The organism is Bradyrhizobium sp. CCBAU 65884 (assembly GCF_028128835.1).
Lineage (GTDB): Bacteria > Pseudomonadota > Alphaproteobacteria > Rhizobiales > Xanthobacteraceae > Bradyrhizobium > Bradyrhizobium ottawaense.
The window spans coordinates 1-16720 of the sequence record NZ_LBJU01000008.1 but is presented as its reverse complement, the minus strand read 5'-3'; the positions used below and the strand labels follow the sequence as shown (position 1 = coordinate 16720).

Below are 16720 nucleotides of genomic sequence, written 5' to 3'. Positions count from 1 at the left end.
AGGCCGCAACGATCAATCAGCGGCAGCCGAGGAGCATTTCGATGGAATACCGACGCTTGGGCCGGTCAGGCCTCATGGTGCCCGCTTTGAGCCTTGGCACCGGCACCTTCGGCGGCGTCGGCCGCCTTGCCGCGTGGGGCACGACGGACGCGACCGAGGCGCGGCGCCTGCTGGATATCTGCCTCGAGGCCGGCGTGTCGATGTTCGACACCGCGGACGTCTATTCGCTCGGCGAGTCCGAACGCGTTCTCGGCGAGGCCATCAAGGGCCGCCGCGACAAGGTGCTGGTCTCGACCAAGGCCACGTTTCGCTTCGGCGACGGCCCGAACGACATCGGCTCGTCACGGCAGCATCTGCTCGCAGCCATCGACGGTTCGCTGAGCCGGCTCGGCACCGACTACATCGACTTGTTCCAGCTCCACGGCTTCGACGCCTTCACCCCGCCCGAGGAGGTGCTCGCGACCCTCGATACGCTCGTGCGCGCCGGCAAGATCCGCTATGTCGGCGTTTCGAATTTTTCCGGCTGGCACCTGATGAAGTCGCTCTCTGTTGCCGACAAGCACGGTTTTCCGCGCTACGTCGCCAACCAGACCTATTATTCGCTGATCGGGCGCGATTACGAATGGGAGTTGATGCCGCTCGGCCTCGACCAGGGGTTAGGTGCCGTGGTCTGGTCGCCGCTCGGATGGGGACGCCTCACGGGCAAGCTTCGCCGAGGTCAGCCGAAGCCCGAGGTGAGCCGCCTGCCCAAGACCGCCGAGTTCGGCCCGCCGGTGCCGGACGAGCATGTCTATCGTGTCGTCGATGCCATCGACGAGGTCGCGAAGGAAACCGGCAAGAGCGTGTCGCAGATCGCGCTGAACTGGCTGCTGCAGCGCCCGACCGTATCGACGCTGATCATCGGCGCGCGCAACGAGACGCAGCTGCGCGAAAATCTCGGCGCCGTCGGCTGGTCCTTGACCAAGGACCAGGTCGCAAAACTCGACGCGGCGAGCAAGGTGACGCTGCCCTATCCCTACTGGCACCAGCGCACGACCTTCACCGACCGGAACCCGCCGGCAGTGTAGGCCTCGTTGAGCTGCATCAAGCCCGCTCGCGCCGGCCGTGGCACCATGCGGCCGTCGCGAGGCCGCCGATGCGCCGATCTGCCATGAAGGCTCTGTTCACGGTCCTCAATCTCACCCGCACCGAGCGGACGCGGATCGACCGGGACCGCGCCGTCCTGGTCGTCTCGACGGTGGTGACGCTCGGTCTCATTGCGCTCTACGTGTTCGGGAAATCGACAGCACGCTGGTAGAGTCCGCGGCCGTTCCGGTCGATGCCGACCGCCTGCGGCACAGGAACCGTCCGTGTCCTGCCGGGTTGCGATCCATCCTGCAATTTCCTAATCGGGAGACGGAACACGGCTCGAATCAAGCGCGCCTCCATCATGTCGTCCGCCCCCATCGAGCACGCCGACGGCCTGCCGCAGCCACAGCGCAACCAGGCCGTGCTGACCATTGCGCTGGGCATCATCATGGCGGTGGTCGACAGCGCCATCGCCAATGTCGCGCTGCCGACGATCGCGGCCGACCTCGACGCCAGTCCGGCCTTCTCGATCTGGATCGTCAACGGCTACCAGCTTGCGATCACGATCTCGCTGCTGCCGCTGGCTTCGCTCGGCGAGATCGTCGGCTATCGCCGCGTCTATCTGGTCGGGCTGGTGCTGTTCACGCTGGCATCCGCCTTCTGCGCGCTGGCGCATACGCTGCCGCTGCTCACGATCGCGCGCATCATCCAGGGCTTTGGCGCGGCCGGCATCATGAGCGTCAACGCGGCGCTGGTGCGCTTCACTTACCCGCGCAGCCAGCTCGGCCGCGGCATCGGGCTCAACGCGCTCGTCGTCGCCTTCTCGGCCGCCATCGGCCCGACGCTCGCCGCAGGCATCCTGGCGGTCGGAAGCTGGCCGTGGCTGTTCGCCATCAACGTGCCGCTCGGCGCGGTGACGCTGGTGCTGGGCCTGCGCAGCCTGCCGCACACAAAGCCCGCCAGCCATTCGTTCGATTGGCAGAGTGCGGGGCTTTCAGCGATCACCTTCGGCGTCGGGATCGCAGCCGTCGACAGCGTCGGTCATGGCGAGGCCGCCATCACCTGCCTGATCCAGTTCGCCATTGCTCTGGTCGCAGGCGCGCTGCTGATCTGGCGCGAAACCCACATGACCTCGCCGCTGCTGCCGGTCGACCTGTTGCGCATCCCCGTGTTCGCGCTGTCGATCGCGACCTCGATCGCCTCGTTCTGCGGGCAGATGCTGGCCTTCGTCGCGATCCCCTTCTACCTCCAGAGCCGCTTCGGCTATTCGGCGGTGCATATGGGCCTCCTGATCACGCCATGGCCGATCGCGGTGGCGTTCGCGGCGCCGCTGGCCGGCCGCCTGGTCGAGCGTTATCCGGCCGGCCTGCTCGGCGGCATCGGGCTCACGCTGTTCGCCTGCGGCCTCGCCGCGCTCGCCTTCCTGCCCGCGGACCCCACACCGTTCGACGTGATCTGGCGCATGGCGCTGGCAGGTGCCGGGTTCGGTCTGTTCCAGACCCCCAACAACCGCACCATGATCGCAGCCGCCCCGCGCGAGCGCGCCGGCGGCGCCAGCGGCATGCTGGGCACGGCGCGTCTGCTCGGCCAGACCACTGGCGCTGCACTGGTGGCGTTGTTGCTCGGACGGTATCCGGTTGAGGGGACCAGGCTGGCACTGCTCGCAGGCGTCGGGTTTGCACTCTGCGGCGCGGTGCTGAGCATGTTGCGGCTGTCTCCGGCTGGCGCGCGCGGCGCCGAACACGTCCGCGTGCAGGACGATCAGCGCCTGCGGGGCGACTGACAGAGCCCACCTTCCGGTGCCTGCTATTCCCGTGCACAACCCCTGCGTGGCTTAACTATCAGGACCAATGACCTATTGCCCTCGCGCTCCGGTTGCGCTTGATTGGCGCGGGGAATAAGGGGCACTTCATGCGTTCATTGGGAATTGTGGCGCTCAGCGTCATGCTGGGCGGTTGCGCGTCTGTGACGCGCGGCACGACCGAAAACATCAGCATCTCATCGACACCGTCAGGCGTGGAGGCTGTGGTCAGCGGGCTTGAGGTGCCGACAACCTGCACAACACCTTGCGCCATCGTCGCCAAGCGTAGCGCCGACATCACGATCACCTTCGAAAAGGAAGGCTATCAACCCCAGACGGTGCAACTCACCAAGGAAGTGTCGGGCACGGGCGCCGCCGGCTTCGCCGGCAATCTCCTCGCCGGCGGCGTCATCGGCATGGGCGTTGATGCCGCGACCGGGGCGGCCACCGATCACAAGCCCAATCCGGTCATCGTGACGATGCAGCCGACCGCCCCCGCCCGCAGCGCGCGGCCGGCCGCGCCGCGTAAGCCGCGTCCGCCAGCGGCCGCGCCCGAAGCCGGGACGTAAGGGTCACACACAGCCTCGGAAACAAAAAAGGCCGGCTTCGCAGCCGGCCTCTTTCTGTTCATGATGAGCGCTGGATCAAGCCTTGACCAGCGGGCCCTTGGAGGTCGGCCCCTTCGAGCCGCCGGGACCGCCCGGCTTGGACTTGCCCGGCGGCCGCTTGCGGGCCCCCGGCAGCTTCTCCTGCTTCGGCGTGACCGGGCCCTCGACGAATTCGAACCCGATCTTCTCCTTGGTCTCGTCAGCCTCGTCCTTGACCAGGACGACGCGGACGTGGCCGCCGCCCTTCAGCTTGCCGAACAGCACCTCGTCGGCGAGCGGCTTCTTGATGTGCTCCTGGATCACGCGGGCCATGGGACGTGCGCCCATCTGCTCGTCGTAACCATGCTGGACCAGCCAGGCCTTGGCGGGCTCGGACAGCTCGATGGTGACGTCGCGGTCGCCGAGTTGGGCTTCGAGCTGAAGCACGAACTTCTCGACCACGGTGCCGATCACCTCGACGCTGAGATGGCCGAACGAGACGATGGCATCGAGACGGTTGCGGAATTCCGGCGCGAACTGCCGGTTAATCGCCTCGTGGTCGTCGCCTTCCCGCTTGGAGCGCGTGAAGCCGAACGCCTGCTTGGCGAGATCGGAAGCCCCCGCGTTCGTGGTCATGATCAGGATCACGTTGCGGAAATTGACCTGCTTGCCGTTGTGGTCGGTGAGCCGGCCGTGATCCATGATCTGCAGCAGCACGTTGTAGAGATCAGGATGCGCCTTCTCGATTTCGTCGAGCAGCACCACGCAATGCGGATGCTGGTCGACGCCGTCGGTGAGCAGGCCGCCCTGGTCGAAGCCGACATAGCCGGGAGGCGCACCGATCAGGCGAGATACGGTGTGCCGCTCCATGTATTCGGACATGTCGAAGCGCAACAGCTCGACGCCGAGGCTTGCCGCGAGCTGCTTTGCAACCTCGGTCTTGCCGACGCCGGTCGGACCCGAGAACAGGTAGCAACCGATCGGCTTCTCCGGCTCACGCAAGCCGGCGCGCGCCAGCTTGATCGATGCCGCAAGCGACTCGATCGCCTTGTCCTGACCGAACACGGTGCGCTTCAGTGTCTGCTCGAGATGCTTGAGCACCTCGGCATCGTCCTTCGACACGCTCTTCGGCGGAATCCGCGCCATCGAGGCGATCGTGGTCTCGATCTCCTTAATGCCGATGGTCTTCTTGCGCTTGTTCTCGGCGACCAGCATCTGCGCCGCACCGGACTCGTCGATCACGTCGATCGCCTTGTCCGGCAGCTTGCGGTCGTGGATGTAGCGCGAGGAGAGCTGCACCGCTGCCTCGATCGCCTCGTTGGTGTACTTCAGCCGGTGGTAGTCCTCGAAGTACGGCTTCAGTCCCTTGAGGATCGCAATGGCGTCCTCGACCGTCGGCTCGTTGATGTCGATCTTCTGGAAGCGCCGCACCAGCGCGCGGTCCTTCTCGAAGTGCTGGCGGTATTCCTTGTAGGTGGTCGAGCCCATGCAGCGGATGGTGCCCGAGGCCAGCGCGGGCTTGAGCAGGTTCGAGGCATCCATCGCCCCGCCCGACGTCGCGCCCGCACCGATCACGGTGTGGATCTCGTCGATGAACAGGATGGCGTTGGGATGCGCCTCGAGTTCCTTCAGCACTTGCTTCAGGCGCTCTTCGAAGTCGCCGCGATAGCGCGTGCCCGCGAGCAGTGTGCCCATGTCGAGCGAGAACACCGTGGCAGCCGCCAGAACTTCCGGCACCTCGCTGTCGACGATGCGCTTGGCGAGGCCCTCCGCGATCGCGGTCTTGCCGACGCCGGCTTCGCCGACGAACAACGGGTTGTTCTTCTGCCGGCGGCACAGCACCTGGATCGCACGGTTGATTTCGGAGTTGCGTCCGATCACCGGATCGATCTTGCCGTCGCGCGCCTTCTTGTTGAGGTTGACGCAATAGGTCTCGAGCGCCTCGCCCTTCTTCTTGGCGTCCTCAGCGCCCTTGGTCTCGGTCTCCTCGTCGACGCCGCGCACCGGCCGCGCCTCGGAGACGCCAGGCCGCTTGGCGATGCCGTGGCTGATGTAGTTGACCGCGTCATAGCGCGTCATGTCCTGCTCCTGCAGGAAATACGCGGCATGGCTCTCGCGCTCGGCGAAGATCGCGATCAGCACGTTGGCGCCGGTCACCTCTTCACGACCGGAGGATTGCACGTGGATCACGGCACGCTGGATCACCCGCTGGAAGCCGGCTGTCGGCTTGGCGTCGTCCGCGCCGTCGGTGACCAGATTCTCGAACTCGGTCTCTAGATAATTAACCAGGCTCGTACGGAGCTTGTCGAGATCGACACTACAGGCGCGCATGACGGCGGCTGCATCGGAGTCGTCGATCAGGGAGAGCAACAGATGCTCGAGCGTCGCGTATTGGTGATGACGCTCGTTTGCGATCGCCAGCGCACGATGCAGGGATTGTTCAAGGCTTTGGGAAAAAGTCGGCATTCGCGTCCTCTATGGCCCCCACCATCATGATCGTCATCGCCCGGTCAGGCAACAACAACCTTTGTCACATATAGTTATACAAGACCGCGGCGAAAGACCGGTTCCGCGACTCTGGCAGCGACACACCCGCGGTATTTTCGATGCAAAACCCGTTCCGATTTGGGCGGACTACCCATTTGGGCAGGGTTGACGCCGGCGCCGAAGTTCACCGGATCATGCAGCAGGATGCGCTGCCGTCACACACCACACGAGCAGAACCACTCTAAGGAACGGGACCGGCGACTACTTCTTTTCCATCACGCATTGCAGCGGATGCTGGTGCTTGCGGGCGAAATCCATCACCTGTGTCACCTTGGTCTCGGCGATCTCGTAAGTGAACACGCCGCACTCCCCGATACCATGATGATGGACGTGCAGCATGATCTTGGTCGCGGCCTCGATGTCCTTGTTGAAGAACTTCTCCAGCACGTGGACGACGAACTCCATCGGCGTGTAGTCGTCGTTCAGGATCAGCACGCGGTAGAGGTTCGGCCGTTTGGTCTTCGGCTTGACCTTGGTAATGACCGAAGTGTTCGGACCCGAGGGGTTGCCCGAACGGTTCTCGTCATTGCTCATGCGAGGAGCGTAGGCAGCGGCTGGCGCGGACAGGTCGAGTCTGGAAGTCAATTGCGGCATGGCTCAGGCGTTCAAATTCCCCATGGAAGCGAATGGCGGTCGCCGCGCGACCCCGCCCTTCGGAGCCTGGCGCAGGCGCGCCGCCTTGTTGGATCGCCGCTCCCGACAATCCGGTCCAAACCGGATCGTTCGCCAGCAATATGGGCCTGCCCCCGGCCCGCCGCAAGCGTGCAGAGGTCCGGCCGATGCGGCCACGGCAGTCCCGATTCCCGGTCCGGGCGATCAGGAGCGAGGTTAAACAATCCGGACCGATTTGACAAAAATTTCGCCCCCGCGCGTTTAGAACATGTTGACCAGGAACCCCGGCTATTAACCCGGCTGCGGCGGTTTCACGCGGGTCGCTCCGGTTTTCTACGGTCCAATTTACCTGCCGTTCAATGAAATGGCGCGAAATCGGGCAAAACACAGATTTCGGGGATTGTCATGTCTCGCCCGCCGCTCGTCAGCCGCCTTGGTCGACTATGCGCCCGCTTTACAACGGCCGAGCAAGGCAATATCGCCGTGATCTTCGCCATCGCGCTGGTCCCGGTGCTGAGCTTCGTCGGTGCCGCGATCGATTATAGCCGCGCCGCCCAGGCCCGCGCCTCCATGCAGTCGGCCCTCGACTCCACCGCGCTGATGCTCTCCAGGGACCTGTCGTCCGGCACGATCACGACGTCCCAGATCAGCAGCAAGGCGCAAACCTATTTCAATGCCCTGTTCACCAACACCACGACCCTGCCATCGGTCACCGTTGGGGCCACTTATACCGCGAGCACCAGCATCGGCTCGACGATCCAGCTCACCGGAACCGGCACCTACACGACCAGCTTCATGAAGATCGCCGGCTTCCCGACACTCGGCATCGACACCACCTCCACCAGCGCCTGGGGCCTGACGCGCATGCGCGTGGCCCTGGTGCTCGACGTCACGGGATCGATGGCCGACGACGGTAAGATGCCGGCCATGCAGACGGCCGCGAAGAACCTGGTCGACCAGCTCAGCACGCTCGCCAAGACCAACGGCGACGTCTACATCTCGGTCGTTCCGTTTTCCAAGGACGTCAACGTCGGCAGCAGCAACTATGACAAGTCCTGGATCGACTGGAGCGACTGGGAAGCGGTGAATGGCAGCTGCAGCGACAATTGGTACAAGCAACAGTCGAGCTGCGTCAGCGCGGGCAAGACGTGGACGCCGAAAAACCACAACAAATGGACGGGATGCGTCACCGACCGCGATCAGGACTACGACACCAAGAATACTGCTCCGGTGAGCAGCAACTCGTCGACGCTGTTCCCGGCGGAGCAGTATTCGTACTGCAATTCCAGCAATTCGGCCTACATCCAACCGATCATGCCGCTGAGCTACGACTGGTCGGCGCTCAAGACGCTGATCGGCAATCTGGTCCCGACCGGCAACACCAACCAGGGCATCGGCCTCGCCTGGGGCTGGATGACGCTCTCGACCGGCGATCCCATGAACGCGCCGGCCAAGGACACCAACTACACCTACAAGGACGCAATCGTCCTGCTCTCCGACGGCATGAACACGCAGAACCGCTGGTACAGCGACTCCTCGCAGATCGACGCGCGGGAGAAGAAGCTGTGCGACAATGCCAAGGCCCAACCCAACAACATCACGATCTACACCGTGCAGGTGAACACCGGCAGCGATCCGACCTCGAGCGTGCTGCAATATTGCGCCAGCAGCTCCGACAAGTTCTATCTCGTCACGTCGGCCAGCCAGACCGTTTCGGTGTTCAAGGACATCGGCACCTCGCTGTCGAAGCTGCGCGTGGCGCGCTGACGGATCGACCGCGTGCCAACAAAAAGCCCGGCTGGTTCAGCCGGGCTTTTCGATTCCAGGACGTCCTGAAAAATTTACTGAGCAGCCGGGGTGAACTTCGACACGATGGTCTCGACCGGCTTGAACGCCTGCTTGGCGAGGTCGCTGTAGAGGCCGGCGATCTTCTGCGATTCCGCAACGAAGGTCTCGTAGGAGGAACGGGCGAAATCGGTCTGCGCTTCCATGGCCTTGTCCAGCGACTTCACGCCGGAAAGCTTCTCGACGAAGGACTTGGTGTCTTCGAACGACTTCTTCGTATAGTCGCCATAGGCGCTGGCGATCGCCTGAAGGCCGTGCTGCACCGAGGTCGCGGAGGCGACGTACTGCTCGAAGTGCTCTTTCCCGTAGTTCTGAAAGTCTTCAACCTTGAACATTTCGGAATCCTTTTCCCTGGCTCTCGTCGGGAAGCCCCGGCTCCCTGACTCTGCCCACAATTAGTGCAACGCACAAAAAAGTCAAGAATTTTGTGCGACGCACAAAATTGGACTCATTTCGCGAAGATTCCCGGGGTTTCCCGCAAGGGTTCTTTAAGCATTTGGAAACCGCGGGCCCCTACCCTGATTCCCTGGACGTGTTCAACTTCCGCAGACGGTCAAAAGCCGTTTGAGACCATCACCTTAGCCAGAATAGCGGTTCAGGTCCAACGTCCCCCGCGGCGAGCACCAGCGGAGGGACAGCCTGAGCAGGTAATGATCCCGGGTCCATTGGGCACAATTTCGCCTCACGAGCCGGTGATCAAGTCAGAAACGGGGACGGGGTTCCATGCTTCGTAAAAACTTGTCTTCCTCGCGCTTGGCGCGGGTTGGCGTTTTCGGGCTTCTTACGGTCACCACCGCGGTCATCTTCACCACCGATGCCGCCGAGGCGCGGCGTCATCGCCGCCATTACGCGCACCACCGGGTGCAGCGCGACGTGTCCGAGAGCTCCAGCCCGAAATTCGCGTCCATCATCGTCGACGGCAATTCCGGCGCAGTGCTCCAGGCGACCAGCCCCGACGGGATCCGCCACCCCGCCTCGCTCACCAAGATCATGACGCTCTACCTGCTGTTCGAGCGTCTCGAGTCCGGGAAGATGAAGCTCGACACCGAGATGCCGGTGTCCCAGCACGCCGCCGATCAGGATCCGACCAAGCTGAATTTGCGCGCCGGCCAGACCATCCGCGTCGAGGACGCGATCAAGGGTCTCGTCACCCGCTCCGCCAACGACGCAGCCGTGGTGATCGCCGAAGCGATCGGCGGCGACGAGGACGACTTCGCCCAGATGATGACGCGCAAGGCGCGCTCGCTCGGCATGTCCAAGACGGTGTACCGCAACGCCAACGGCCTTCCCAACGACGAGCAGGTCACGACCGCGCGCGACCAGGCCACGCTCGGCCGCGCCATCCAGGAGCGCTTCCCGCGCTACTATCGCTATTTCGCGACCGCGACCTTCAACTGGCGCGGACAGTCGATCCGCAACCACAATCACCTGCTCGGCAATGTCGAGGGCGTGGACGGCATCAAGACCGGCTACACCCGCGCCTCCGGCTTCAATCTCGTGACCTCGATGCGCCGCGGCAACCGTCATCTGATCGGTGTCGTGCTCGGGGGCCGCAGCGGCGGCTCGCGCGATGCCATCATGCGCAACCTGCTCGCGGAGAATCTCGAGAAGGGTGCGACCACCCACACCGTCGCCGCGGTCACGGAGCGCAACGGCGCGGACGCCGGCACCGAGGTCGCCGACGCGTCGCCTACCCCGGCCCGCGCCGTTCCGCAGGTTCAGGCCGCTTCTGCCCCTGCTCCCGAAGCAGCGCCGTCGCGTCTGGCCGCACGCCTGTCGACGCTCGCGGCTGCGACTGCCGCGGTGCCGCCGGCCCAGCCCAGATCCGAAGCCAAGCCTGAAGTTCGGCCGACGGAATCCAAGATCGAGCCGGCGCCGCTCACCAATGGCGTGATCTCGAGCCAGCCGCTCTCCATCATCCCCGGCTCGTCCGAGCCGATGAAGCCGGTCCGGGTCAAGACGGTTCAGGTCAAGGCCGGCGCCGTGAAGGTCGCTTCCGCCGCCCCCGCTCAGGTCGCACCGCCGGTCACCAACGCCATTTCGTCCCGTTCCGACGTCGCGGAAACCTCCACCGCCGTCGTCGCCCGGGCCGATCTCGTCAACAAGCCCGAGGTCGTCAGCCAGCCGGAAGCGCCGAAGGCCGAGATCGCCCGCGCCGAGCTGCCGCGGCAGCCGGCGGGCTTCGGCACCGGCAACGGCATCCTCGGGGTGCTGCCGGCCGCAACGGCTGCTGCGCCCGCCCCGGCCGCTCCGAAGCTGGCCTCCGCCGACCCGATGCCGATCCAGATGAGCACCACCACCAAGCCGGTCGCCACCCACAGCGGCTGGATCGTCCAGGTCGGCGCGCTCGAGAGCGAGAACGAAGCCCAGCAGCGCATCGATGCCGCGCGCAGCTCGGCCCGCGGCCTGCTCAGCAAGGCCGATCCGTTCACCGAGGTCGTCGCCAAGGACAATCGCAAGCTCTATCGCGCCCGCTTCGCCGGGCTCGAGCGCGACCAGGCCGAAGCCGTCTGCCGTACCCTGAAGCGCGCCGACATCTCCTGCATCACCGTCCGCAACTGATCTTTCGCAACGCTCCGCTCAAAATGCCCGCGCCTTGCGCGGGCATTTTTGTTTTTGGCGGATCTCGATGCCAGTTCCGCGACAACTTCTCGTCAAGGATTTACGGTTAAAACTTTACTCAAGAGATCAACCACGCCGACAATGGCGGGTGTCAGGGCGACGGCAAACAGAGCAAGCGGAGCTCACGCGGTACGGGCGTTTGTAGCGTAGTGCCGGAGTTAGCCGTTATGCGTACGAAGCAGAGTATCCTTGGCCTCGTTTACACGGGCAGCGAGATAGTTCGACCCCCCTTGGTCGGGATGGAGTTTCTTCATCAGGGTCTTGTGGGCCCGGCTGATGTCGTCACGCCCCGCCCCCGGCTGCAAGCCAAGGATCTGATAGGCCTCCTCCGCCGTCATTTTGCCGCTCGCCGCCGTGCGGCGCTGCCCCCCTGCCGCATCGCTCTGCGCGTTCTGACGCCAGGCGGGAAACCGGCGGTCCAGATAGCTTTCAAGTAAGGCCACGCTCTCGGCGTCGAATGTCGGAACCATGGCCAGCAGGCTAGCGAGATCGAACTCGCCGAGATCGCGCCCGGCGTGAGGCCCGGCGACGATCTGCCCGCCGAGCTGGCCAGAGCCGTGGTCGAGCCGCATATCCAGGAATTGCGAACGCACGCGTGAAGACTGCCCTGACGCGGGCGCAGCAGCACCGCCGCCGAACAGCCCGCCGACATTGCCGAAGCCGGCGTTTGCCAGCGGTGTCCAGCCCAGCAGCCCGGCGCCGAAAATCCCGAGCGGGATCGCCACCACCAGCTCGCCCCGCAAGCCCGTGAAGGCTGCGACCGCCAGCGCCACCACGCCGCCACCGAACCTGATGGCCCTCGCCAGCACCGCCGGATTGGCAGCGCGAAACATCTGGAGCAGCAGATAAAGCGTGATAATTGCGACAGCGCCGGCGATCAGGGTCATGACCGGAATATAGTCGCCCTCGCGGCAAAATGCATGGCATACGCCTCGCCGCGACGCCTGAGCGCTACTTCATTTGGCCGATCAGCCTGGCCGCGCCGCTCGCGGTCTTCGCCAGCTTCAATAGCGCCTCGCGACCGCCGGCGGCATAGGCCGCAGCCGCCCGCAGCAGCTCGCGCAACTGCGCCGCCGCACCCGGATCGAACCGGCACCAGGCGCCACCCGTCAGGCGCGCGATCTCGCGAAAGGCCTGCTCGGCGACGGCGTCATGACCTTCCTGAAACAGGAACACGGGCACTTTGAGCATGCCGAGCTCGCCGGCCTTGGCGCAGAGCTCGTCGACCTTCTCCTCCATGGCATCGCCGACGAAGACGACGGCACGCACGCCCGATGCGACCGCTTCGCGCCGCGCCTCGGTCAGCACCTTGCCGATCTGGGTGTCGCCGCCGCGGCAATCGATCTTGGTCATCAACGCCGCAAGCCTGTTGCTGTCGGAGATCCATCCCGTGGCGCGGCACTCGTTGAAGCCGCGATAATAGACCAGCCGGATGTCGAGACTGCCGAGCGCGGCGGTCTCGCGAAACATGTCGGCCTGCAGCGCGCAGGCCATGTCCCAGGTCGGCTGCCGGCTCATCGTCGCGTCCAGCGCGAAGATCAGCCGCCCCTTCGCGCCCGGCGCATGCGGTGACATCGCCTGCGCCTTGGCGACGAAGGCGGCGATGTCTTCCGCAGTCGACGTTCCGGCCTGCGGCACCGCACCGCCTGCTTGCGCCGAGACGGCATCGCCGCTGCGGGGTTTGATGGGTTCGCCCGACATGCCTTGACCCTGCGTGGGCGGCTAATGTGGTTAGCGCAAGCAGCCCGGTCAATGTGCAAAGCCCCGCCGGCAGAGGCTGGCGGGGGCTTTGCAGATCGTGACTGACGATGTGGGCGCCGTCAGGGCGAAGAGGTCAGCTCTTGGCAGGCCCCATCAAGGCGACCGGACCGGGCTCGAGGATATTGGGCGAGGATTGCGTGTCGACCGGCGCGATCTCGCTGTCGGCGGCGCTCAGGAATTTGTCGAGCATGCCCTGGATCGAGTTCTTGGCGACATCCGGACCGGTGTCGCGCATGTCGTTGTGCTGGAATTCAGTCTTCACGACCTGGATACCCGCCTTCTCGCATTCCTCGTCCGTCGGGATCACGCCCGCATCGGCCTTGAACTGCGGATCGGTGGAGCGGAACGACAGGATCTTGAACTTGCCGGCGGTGACGAAGGGCACGCGCAAATTGTCGAGCGTGACGACCTTTTTGACTTCATCCGGATACTGTTTGGCGAAATACATCGTGATGTCGCCGCCCATGGAATGGCCGACCATGGTGACCTTGTCGTAGTCGGCGTTCGGCTGAAGCTTCCTCATTTCCTGCACGGCGAGATGGATGTTGGCGACACCGCGCAGGATCTGCGGCAGGCGGCCGACATAGAGCTCGCCGGGCTTGGTCACCATCGGAGGATCGGTCGGCAAGTCGTGCTGCGGGCTCAGGACCATGTAGCCGCGCGCAGCGAAGATGTTGGCGAGGAAGCCGTACTCGGTGTTCTTGACGGTGTTGCCGTGATTGATCACTGCGACCGGCAGCGTGATCATGCCGGCGTTGGCCTGCATTTCCTTGTCACGACGCACCGCGATGTCGACGGGCACCGGGCGATTGTCGCGCGAGGCGTCGTAGAAGGTAATGGTCTCGTGCTTGATCGCCCACTTGCTCGCCGTGAAATAGGCGATGCCGCAGAGAGCACTGACCGAAACCAGAACGGCAATTCCACGCTTCATTTTCGTCCTCAGGCTCTTGCGGCCTGAATCCCTGTTGAAAATCGTGTTCTTCCGGGGCTCTTCGACCCCTTGTCGCCTATTCGCTAATATATGTCACAGGCGCGTGACAGGAAGGCCAAATATTGTGAACCGGCAGCCCTTTCATTGTGCGCCGCACACGTTTTGTAGGCATCCCGTCCTCGCCAAGCTAACGTCAGCGTGCACGTCACCATCCGACGCAACCGGTCTCGCTTGGGTTCAATTTCACGGTCAACGTAAGGTGAAAACGGCGGAGCGCGGCCACAGTTCCCGCGGAACCGGCCCCTCAGATCGATCGGAAGTAGCGATATACCGCCGCTCAGGCGCCGAGGATGTCGTGAACCTCGAGCGGCTTGTCGACCTGGTTGAACCACTCGGCCCGGTTGGCGGCGCGGCGGCGGCCGCGCTCGTCGAGCGGCAGCTTGAGCTGCCGGAGCAGGCTCGTCACCTCCTCTCGTGCGGTCAGATGGCCGAGATTGGGCCGCATGCCGAGCGTGGCCTCGTCGATCTCGTCGAGGGCGGTCAGGCCGCGCGGGAAAAATTCGCGATAGACGACGCGTTCGGCGAAGCCGTCGACGTAGCGGAAGCCGAGCCGCAGCGACAGATCCTTCAGCCCCTCGGCGACGAGCTGCTTGTTGCGCGAGCCGAGCATCGACAGGCGGTTGCGCACGACGATCCAGTCGGTGGTCGAGCCGTCGAGCTGGCGGCGCTTGCGCCTAACGTCGCGCACCATCTCGGCGTAATGGCTCTCGCCCGTCACCGCGTAGTTGGCGGGATCGACGGTGCCGAGCACGTCGAAATCGAGGAAGCTGTCGTTGATCGGCGTGACCAGGGTGTCGGCCATCGAGTGCGCCAGCCGCATCAGATAGCTGTCGGTGCCCGGCGTATCGATGACGATGAAGTCGAAGCTGCTCTCGACCGCCGAGACCGCCTCCATGAACTGCTGGAACTCGGAATTCTCGTTCTCGGCGATCTGCATGGTCTCGCCGAGCTTGATGCAGCGATGCACCGGCAGTTCGAGGTCGAGCTTGGTGCGGCGCGCCCAGGCGGCACGGTTGCCAATGTAGCGCGTGAAGCTCTGCTGACGGCAGTCGAGGTCGATGGTGGCGACGCGCTGGCCGGCCTTCAGGAGCGCAACCGCGATGTGCAGGGCGGTGGTCGACTTGCCGGAGCCGCCCTTCTCGTTGCCGAGCACGACCACATGCGCCGAGCCGGATTGGCCTTGGCTAGCCTGCACAAGCATGGCGATCCTCAACACCCCTGATGAATATCTTCGAGTTGGCCGCGTCTGCGGTCAAGTGAAATGCGTGACAGGTAATGCAAATCGTATTGCGCCGTTCTTCATGAATCGCGGCGTCGTCTTTCGTCTGTGATCCAGCCACAATGTCGCGACATCGCGCGCACCTTGCGCGGGATGCTGTGCCGCATCCGGATGCATGGCGTCCACGATCGCCGCTTGTTAAGGTTAGTCGCCCCTGGCGCCAGGTCATGCCGCGCCGATTCCCAACCCTGTCGAGTCCTGATGTCAGCAAGCCCTTTGATCGCCCGCACGGTCCCAACCTTGCGCCGCGCCGTCGACAATCTCCGCAAGCGAAAGGCCACGATCGCGCTGGTCCCGACCATGGGGGCCCTCCATGACGGGCATGTGTCTCTCGTCCGCCTCGCCAAGCGGCGCGCCAGCCGCGTCGTGGTCTCGATCTTCGTCAACCCGACCCAGTTCGCCCCCACCGAGGATTTCGGCGCCTATCCGCGCACCTGGAAGGCCGACATCGCCAAGCTCGCAGCCGAGGATGTCGATATCGTCTGGCATCCCGGCGTCGATGCCATGTATCCGGACGGCTTTGCCACCCGCATCGTGCCGGAGGGACCGGCGATCGCCGGCCTCGAGGACCGCTTCCGCCCGCATTTCTTCGGCGGCGTCGCCACCGTCGTCGGCAAGCTGTTCACGCAGTGCCGGCCGGACTTCGCGATCTTCGGCGAAAAGGATTTTCAGCAGTTGCGGGTGGTGTCGCAGATGACGCGCGACCTCGACCTCGGCGTCAAGGTCGTCGGCTCCCGCACCGTGCGCGAGCGCGACGGCCTCGCGATGTCCTCGCGCAACGTCTATCTGTCGCCGGAGGAGCGGCGGACCGCCCCCATCCTCTACCGTGCCATGAAGGACAGCGCCGGCCGCATCCGTGCCGGCGAAGCCGTTGCGTCGGCCATGAAGCGTGGCGCCGCAACGATCGAGGCGGCCGGCTTTGCGCTCGATTATTACGAAGCGCGCCATGCCGAGACGCTGGCGCCCCTCGCCTCGCGCAAGGACGGACCGTTGCGGATCCTGGTCGCGGCCAAGCTCGGCACGACTCGGCTGATCGACAATATCGCGGTTTAGAGCAGCCCGAGATCGCGCAATTCGCGCCGCATCGGCTCCGGCATCGCCGCGATCGAGCCGGCGGCGGACTTGCCGAGATCGGGCGGCACGGAATCGTCGGCGAGATAGCGCCAGCCCTGGAATGGGCGCATCGGCCGTGGCGACACCGAGACCACTTTCGGCTGCATCACGATCCGGCAGCGGCCGATACCGTCCTTGTCGCGGAACGGCTCGATGCCGATGATCTTTTCCCGTGCGGCGATCTCGCCCTTGATCACCCAGTAGAGCGACCCGCCCGAGAGGATCTCGGCATCGCGCTTGGGGACCATGCGAGTGATGTGGATGTGATGTTGCGGCAGACCCTTCTTCTTGGCGGTCTGCATCCGTTCGGCGATCCACTCCTTCAATTCCTTGACGGAGTCGCAACCGACGGCGAGCTTGATCAGATGTAGCGGCATGCCCAAGCATTAGCCGGGCGGCACCGCATTTGGAATGCCGATCTATTCGTTATCCGCAGCCGCGGGCGCGGCCGCCGAGGTTGGCGGCGGAGCGAGCGGAACCGGCGCTGCAGGAGC

General features: G+C 64.6%; 15 protein-coding genes. 7 read left to right on the top strand and 8 right to left on the bottom strand.

All coding sequences use genetic code 11. The annotated features are described in order from the left end of the window. Nucleotides 1–41 precede the first annotated feature (41 nt). The 4 genes from XI03_RS00795 (at nucleotide 42) to XI03_RS00780 (ending at nucleotide 3438) form a co-directional block, all read left to right on the top strand. Nucleotides 42–1067 (top strand): aldo/keto reductase, encoded by a 1026-nt coding sequence (locus XI03_RS00795; protein WP_038972432.1) that lies wholly within the window; start codon nucleotides 42–44, stop codon nucleotides 1065–1067. 68 nt (nucleotides 1068–1135) lie between these two features. Beyond that, nucleotides 1136–1297, top strand: coding sequence for a hypothetical protein (locus XI03_RS00790; RefSeq protein WP_162832277.1), 162 nt, complete (start codon nucleotides 1136–1138; stop codon nucleotides 1295–1297). 132 nt (nucleotides 1298–1429) lie between these two features. Continuing rightward, the gene (locus tag XI03_RS00785) at nucleotides 1430–2851 is read left to right on the top strand and encodes an MFS transporter (RefSeq protein ID WP_049806683.1); all 1422 of its coding nucleotides are present in this window, start codon (nucleotides 1430–1432) and stop codon (nucleotides 2849–2851) included. A gap of 128 nt (nucleotides 2852–2979) precedes the next feature. After that, nucleotides 2980–3438 carry a hypothetical protein gene (locus XI03_RS00780; RefSeq protein WP_028143972.1) on the top strand — a complete coding sequence of 153 codons (459 nt, stop codon included), beginning with the start codon at nucleotides 2980–2982 and terminating at the stop codon, nucleotides 3436–3438. 75 nt (nucleotides 3439–3513) lie between these two features. On the opposite strand, the gene clpA is transcribed toward XI03_RS00780, so the two are convergent. Next, complete coding sequence (clpA, locus tag XI03_RS00775; RefSeq protein WP_028143973.1) at nucleotides 3514–5922, bottom strand: ATP-dependent Clp protease ATP-binding subunit ClpA; 2409 nt, start codon at nucleotides 5920–5922, stop codon at nucleotides 3514–3516. Nucleotides 5923–6204: 282 nt separating this feature from the next. After that, nucleotides 6205–6537 carry an ATP-dependent Clp protease adapter ClpS gene (gene clpS, locus XI03_RS00770; RefSeq protein WP_026202494.1) on the bottom strand — a complete coding sequence of 111 codons (333 nt, stop codon included), beginning with the start codon at nucleotides 6535–6537 and terminating at the stop codon, nucleotides 6205–6207. Between the two features lie 483 nt (nucleotides 6538–7020). Between clpS and XI03_RS00765 the strand changes: the two genes are divergently transcribed. Continuing rightward, the gene (locus XI03_RS00765; protein WP_271591024.1) at nucleotides 7021–8382 is read left to right on the top strand and encodes a TadE/TadG family type IV pilus assembly protein; all 1362 of its coding nucleotides are present in this window, start codon (nucleotides 7021–7023) and stop codon (nucleotides 8380–8382) included. A gap of 74 nt (nucleotides 8383–8456) precedes the next feature. On the opposite strand, the gene XI03_RS00760 is transcribed toward XI03_RS00765, so the two are convergent. Next, entirely contained in the window at nucleotides 8457–8795 is a 339-nt protein-coding gene (locus XI03_RS00760) for a phasin family protein (protein ID WP_028143975.1), read from the bottom strand. Between the two features lie 388 nt (nucleotides 8796–9183). On the opposite strand from XI03_RS00760, the gene XI03_RS00755 reads away from it, so the two are divergent. Then, on the top strand, nucleotides 9184–11022 hold the full coding sequence (locus tag XI03_RS00755) for a D-alanyl-D-alanine carboxypeptidase (protein ID WP_212475226.1): 1839 nt from the start codon (nucleotides 9184–9186) through the stop codon (nucleotides 11020–11022). Between the two features lie 218 nt (nucleotides 11023–11240). Here XI03_RS00755 and XI03_RS00750 read toward each other — a convergent pair whose 3' ends face one another. From XI03_RS00750 to XI03_RS00735, 4 genes are all read right to left on the bottom strand, one after another. Then, nucleotides 11241–11969 carry a DnaJ domain-containing protein gene (locus tag XI03_RS00750; RefSeq protein ID WP_271591023.1) on the bottom strand — a complete coding sequence of 243 codons (729 nt, stop codon included), beginning with the start codon at nucleotides 11967–11969 and terminating at the stop codon, nucleotides 11241–11243. Between the two features lie 64 nt (nucleotides 11970–12033). Continuing rightward, nucleotides 12034–12783 (bottom strand): hypothetical protein, encoded by a 750-nt coding sequence (locus XI03_RS00745; protein ID WP_038950342.1) that lies wholly within the window; start codon nucleotides 12781–12783, stop codon nucleotides 12034–12036. A 133-nt stretch (nucleotides 12784–12916) separates the two neighbouring features. Then, complete coding sequence (locus tag XI03_RS00740) at nucleotides 12917–13774, bottom strand: alpha/beta fold hydrolase (RefSeq protein WP_271591022.1); 858 nt, start codon at nucleotides 13772–13774, stop codon at nucleotides 12917–12919. 337 nt (nucleotides 13775–14111) lie between these two features. Further along, nucleotides 14112–15035 (bottom strand): division plane positioning ATPase MipZ, encoded by a 924-nt coding sequence (locus XI03_RS00735; protein WP_038950343.1) that lies wholly within the window; start codon nucleotides 15033–15035, stop codon nucleotides 14112–14114. A gap of 279 nt (nucleotides 15036–15314) precedes the next feature. Between XI03_RS00735 and panC the strand changes: the two genes are divergently transcribed. Then, nucleotides 15315–16166 (top strand): pantoate--beta-alanine ligase, encoded by an 852-nt coding sequence (gene panC, locus XI03_RS00730; RefSeq protein WP_028143981.1) that lies wholly within the window; start codon nucleotides 15315–15317, stop codon nucleotides 16164–16166. On the opposite strand, the gene XI03_RS00725 is transcribed toward panC, so the two are convergent. Then, a complete protein-coding gene (locus XI03_RS00725) occupies nucleotides 16163–16603 on the bottom strand; it encodes a DUF1489 family protein (protein WP_028143982.1) in 441 nt (146 codons plus the stop codon). The two genes, panC and XI03_RS00725, sit on opposite strands and share 4 nt — an antisense overlap. Between the last annotated feature and the right edge of the window lie 117 nt (nucleotides 16604–16720).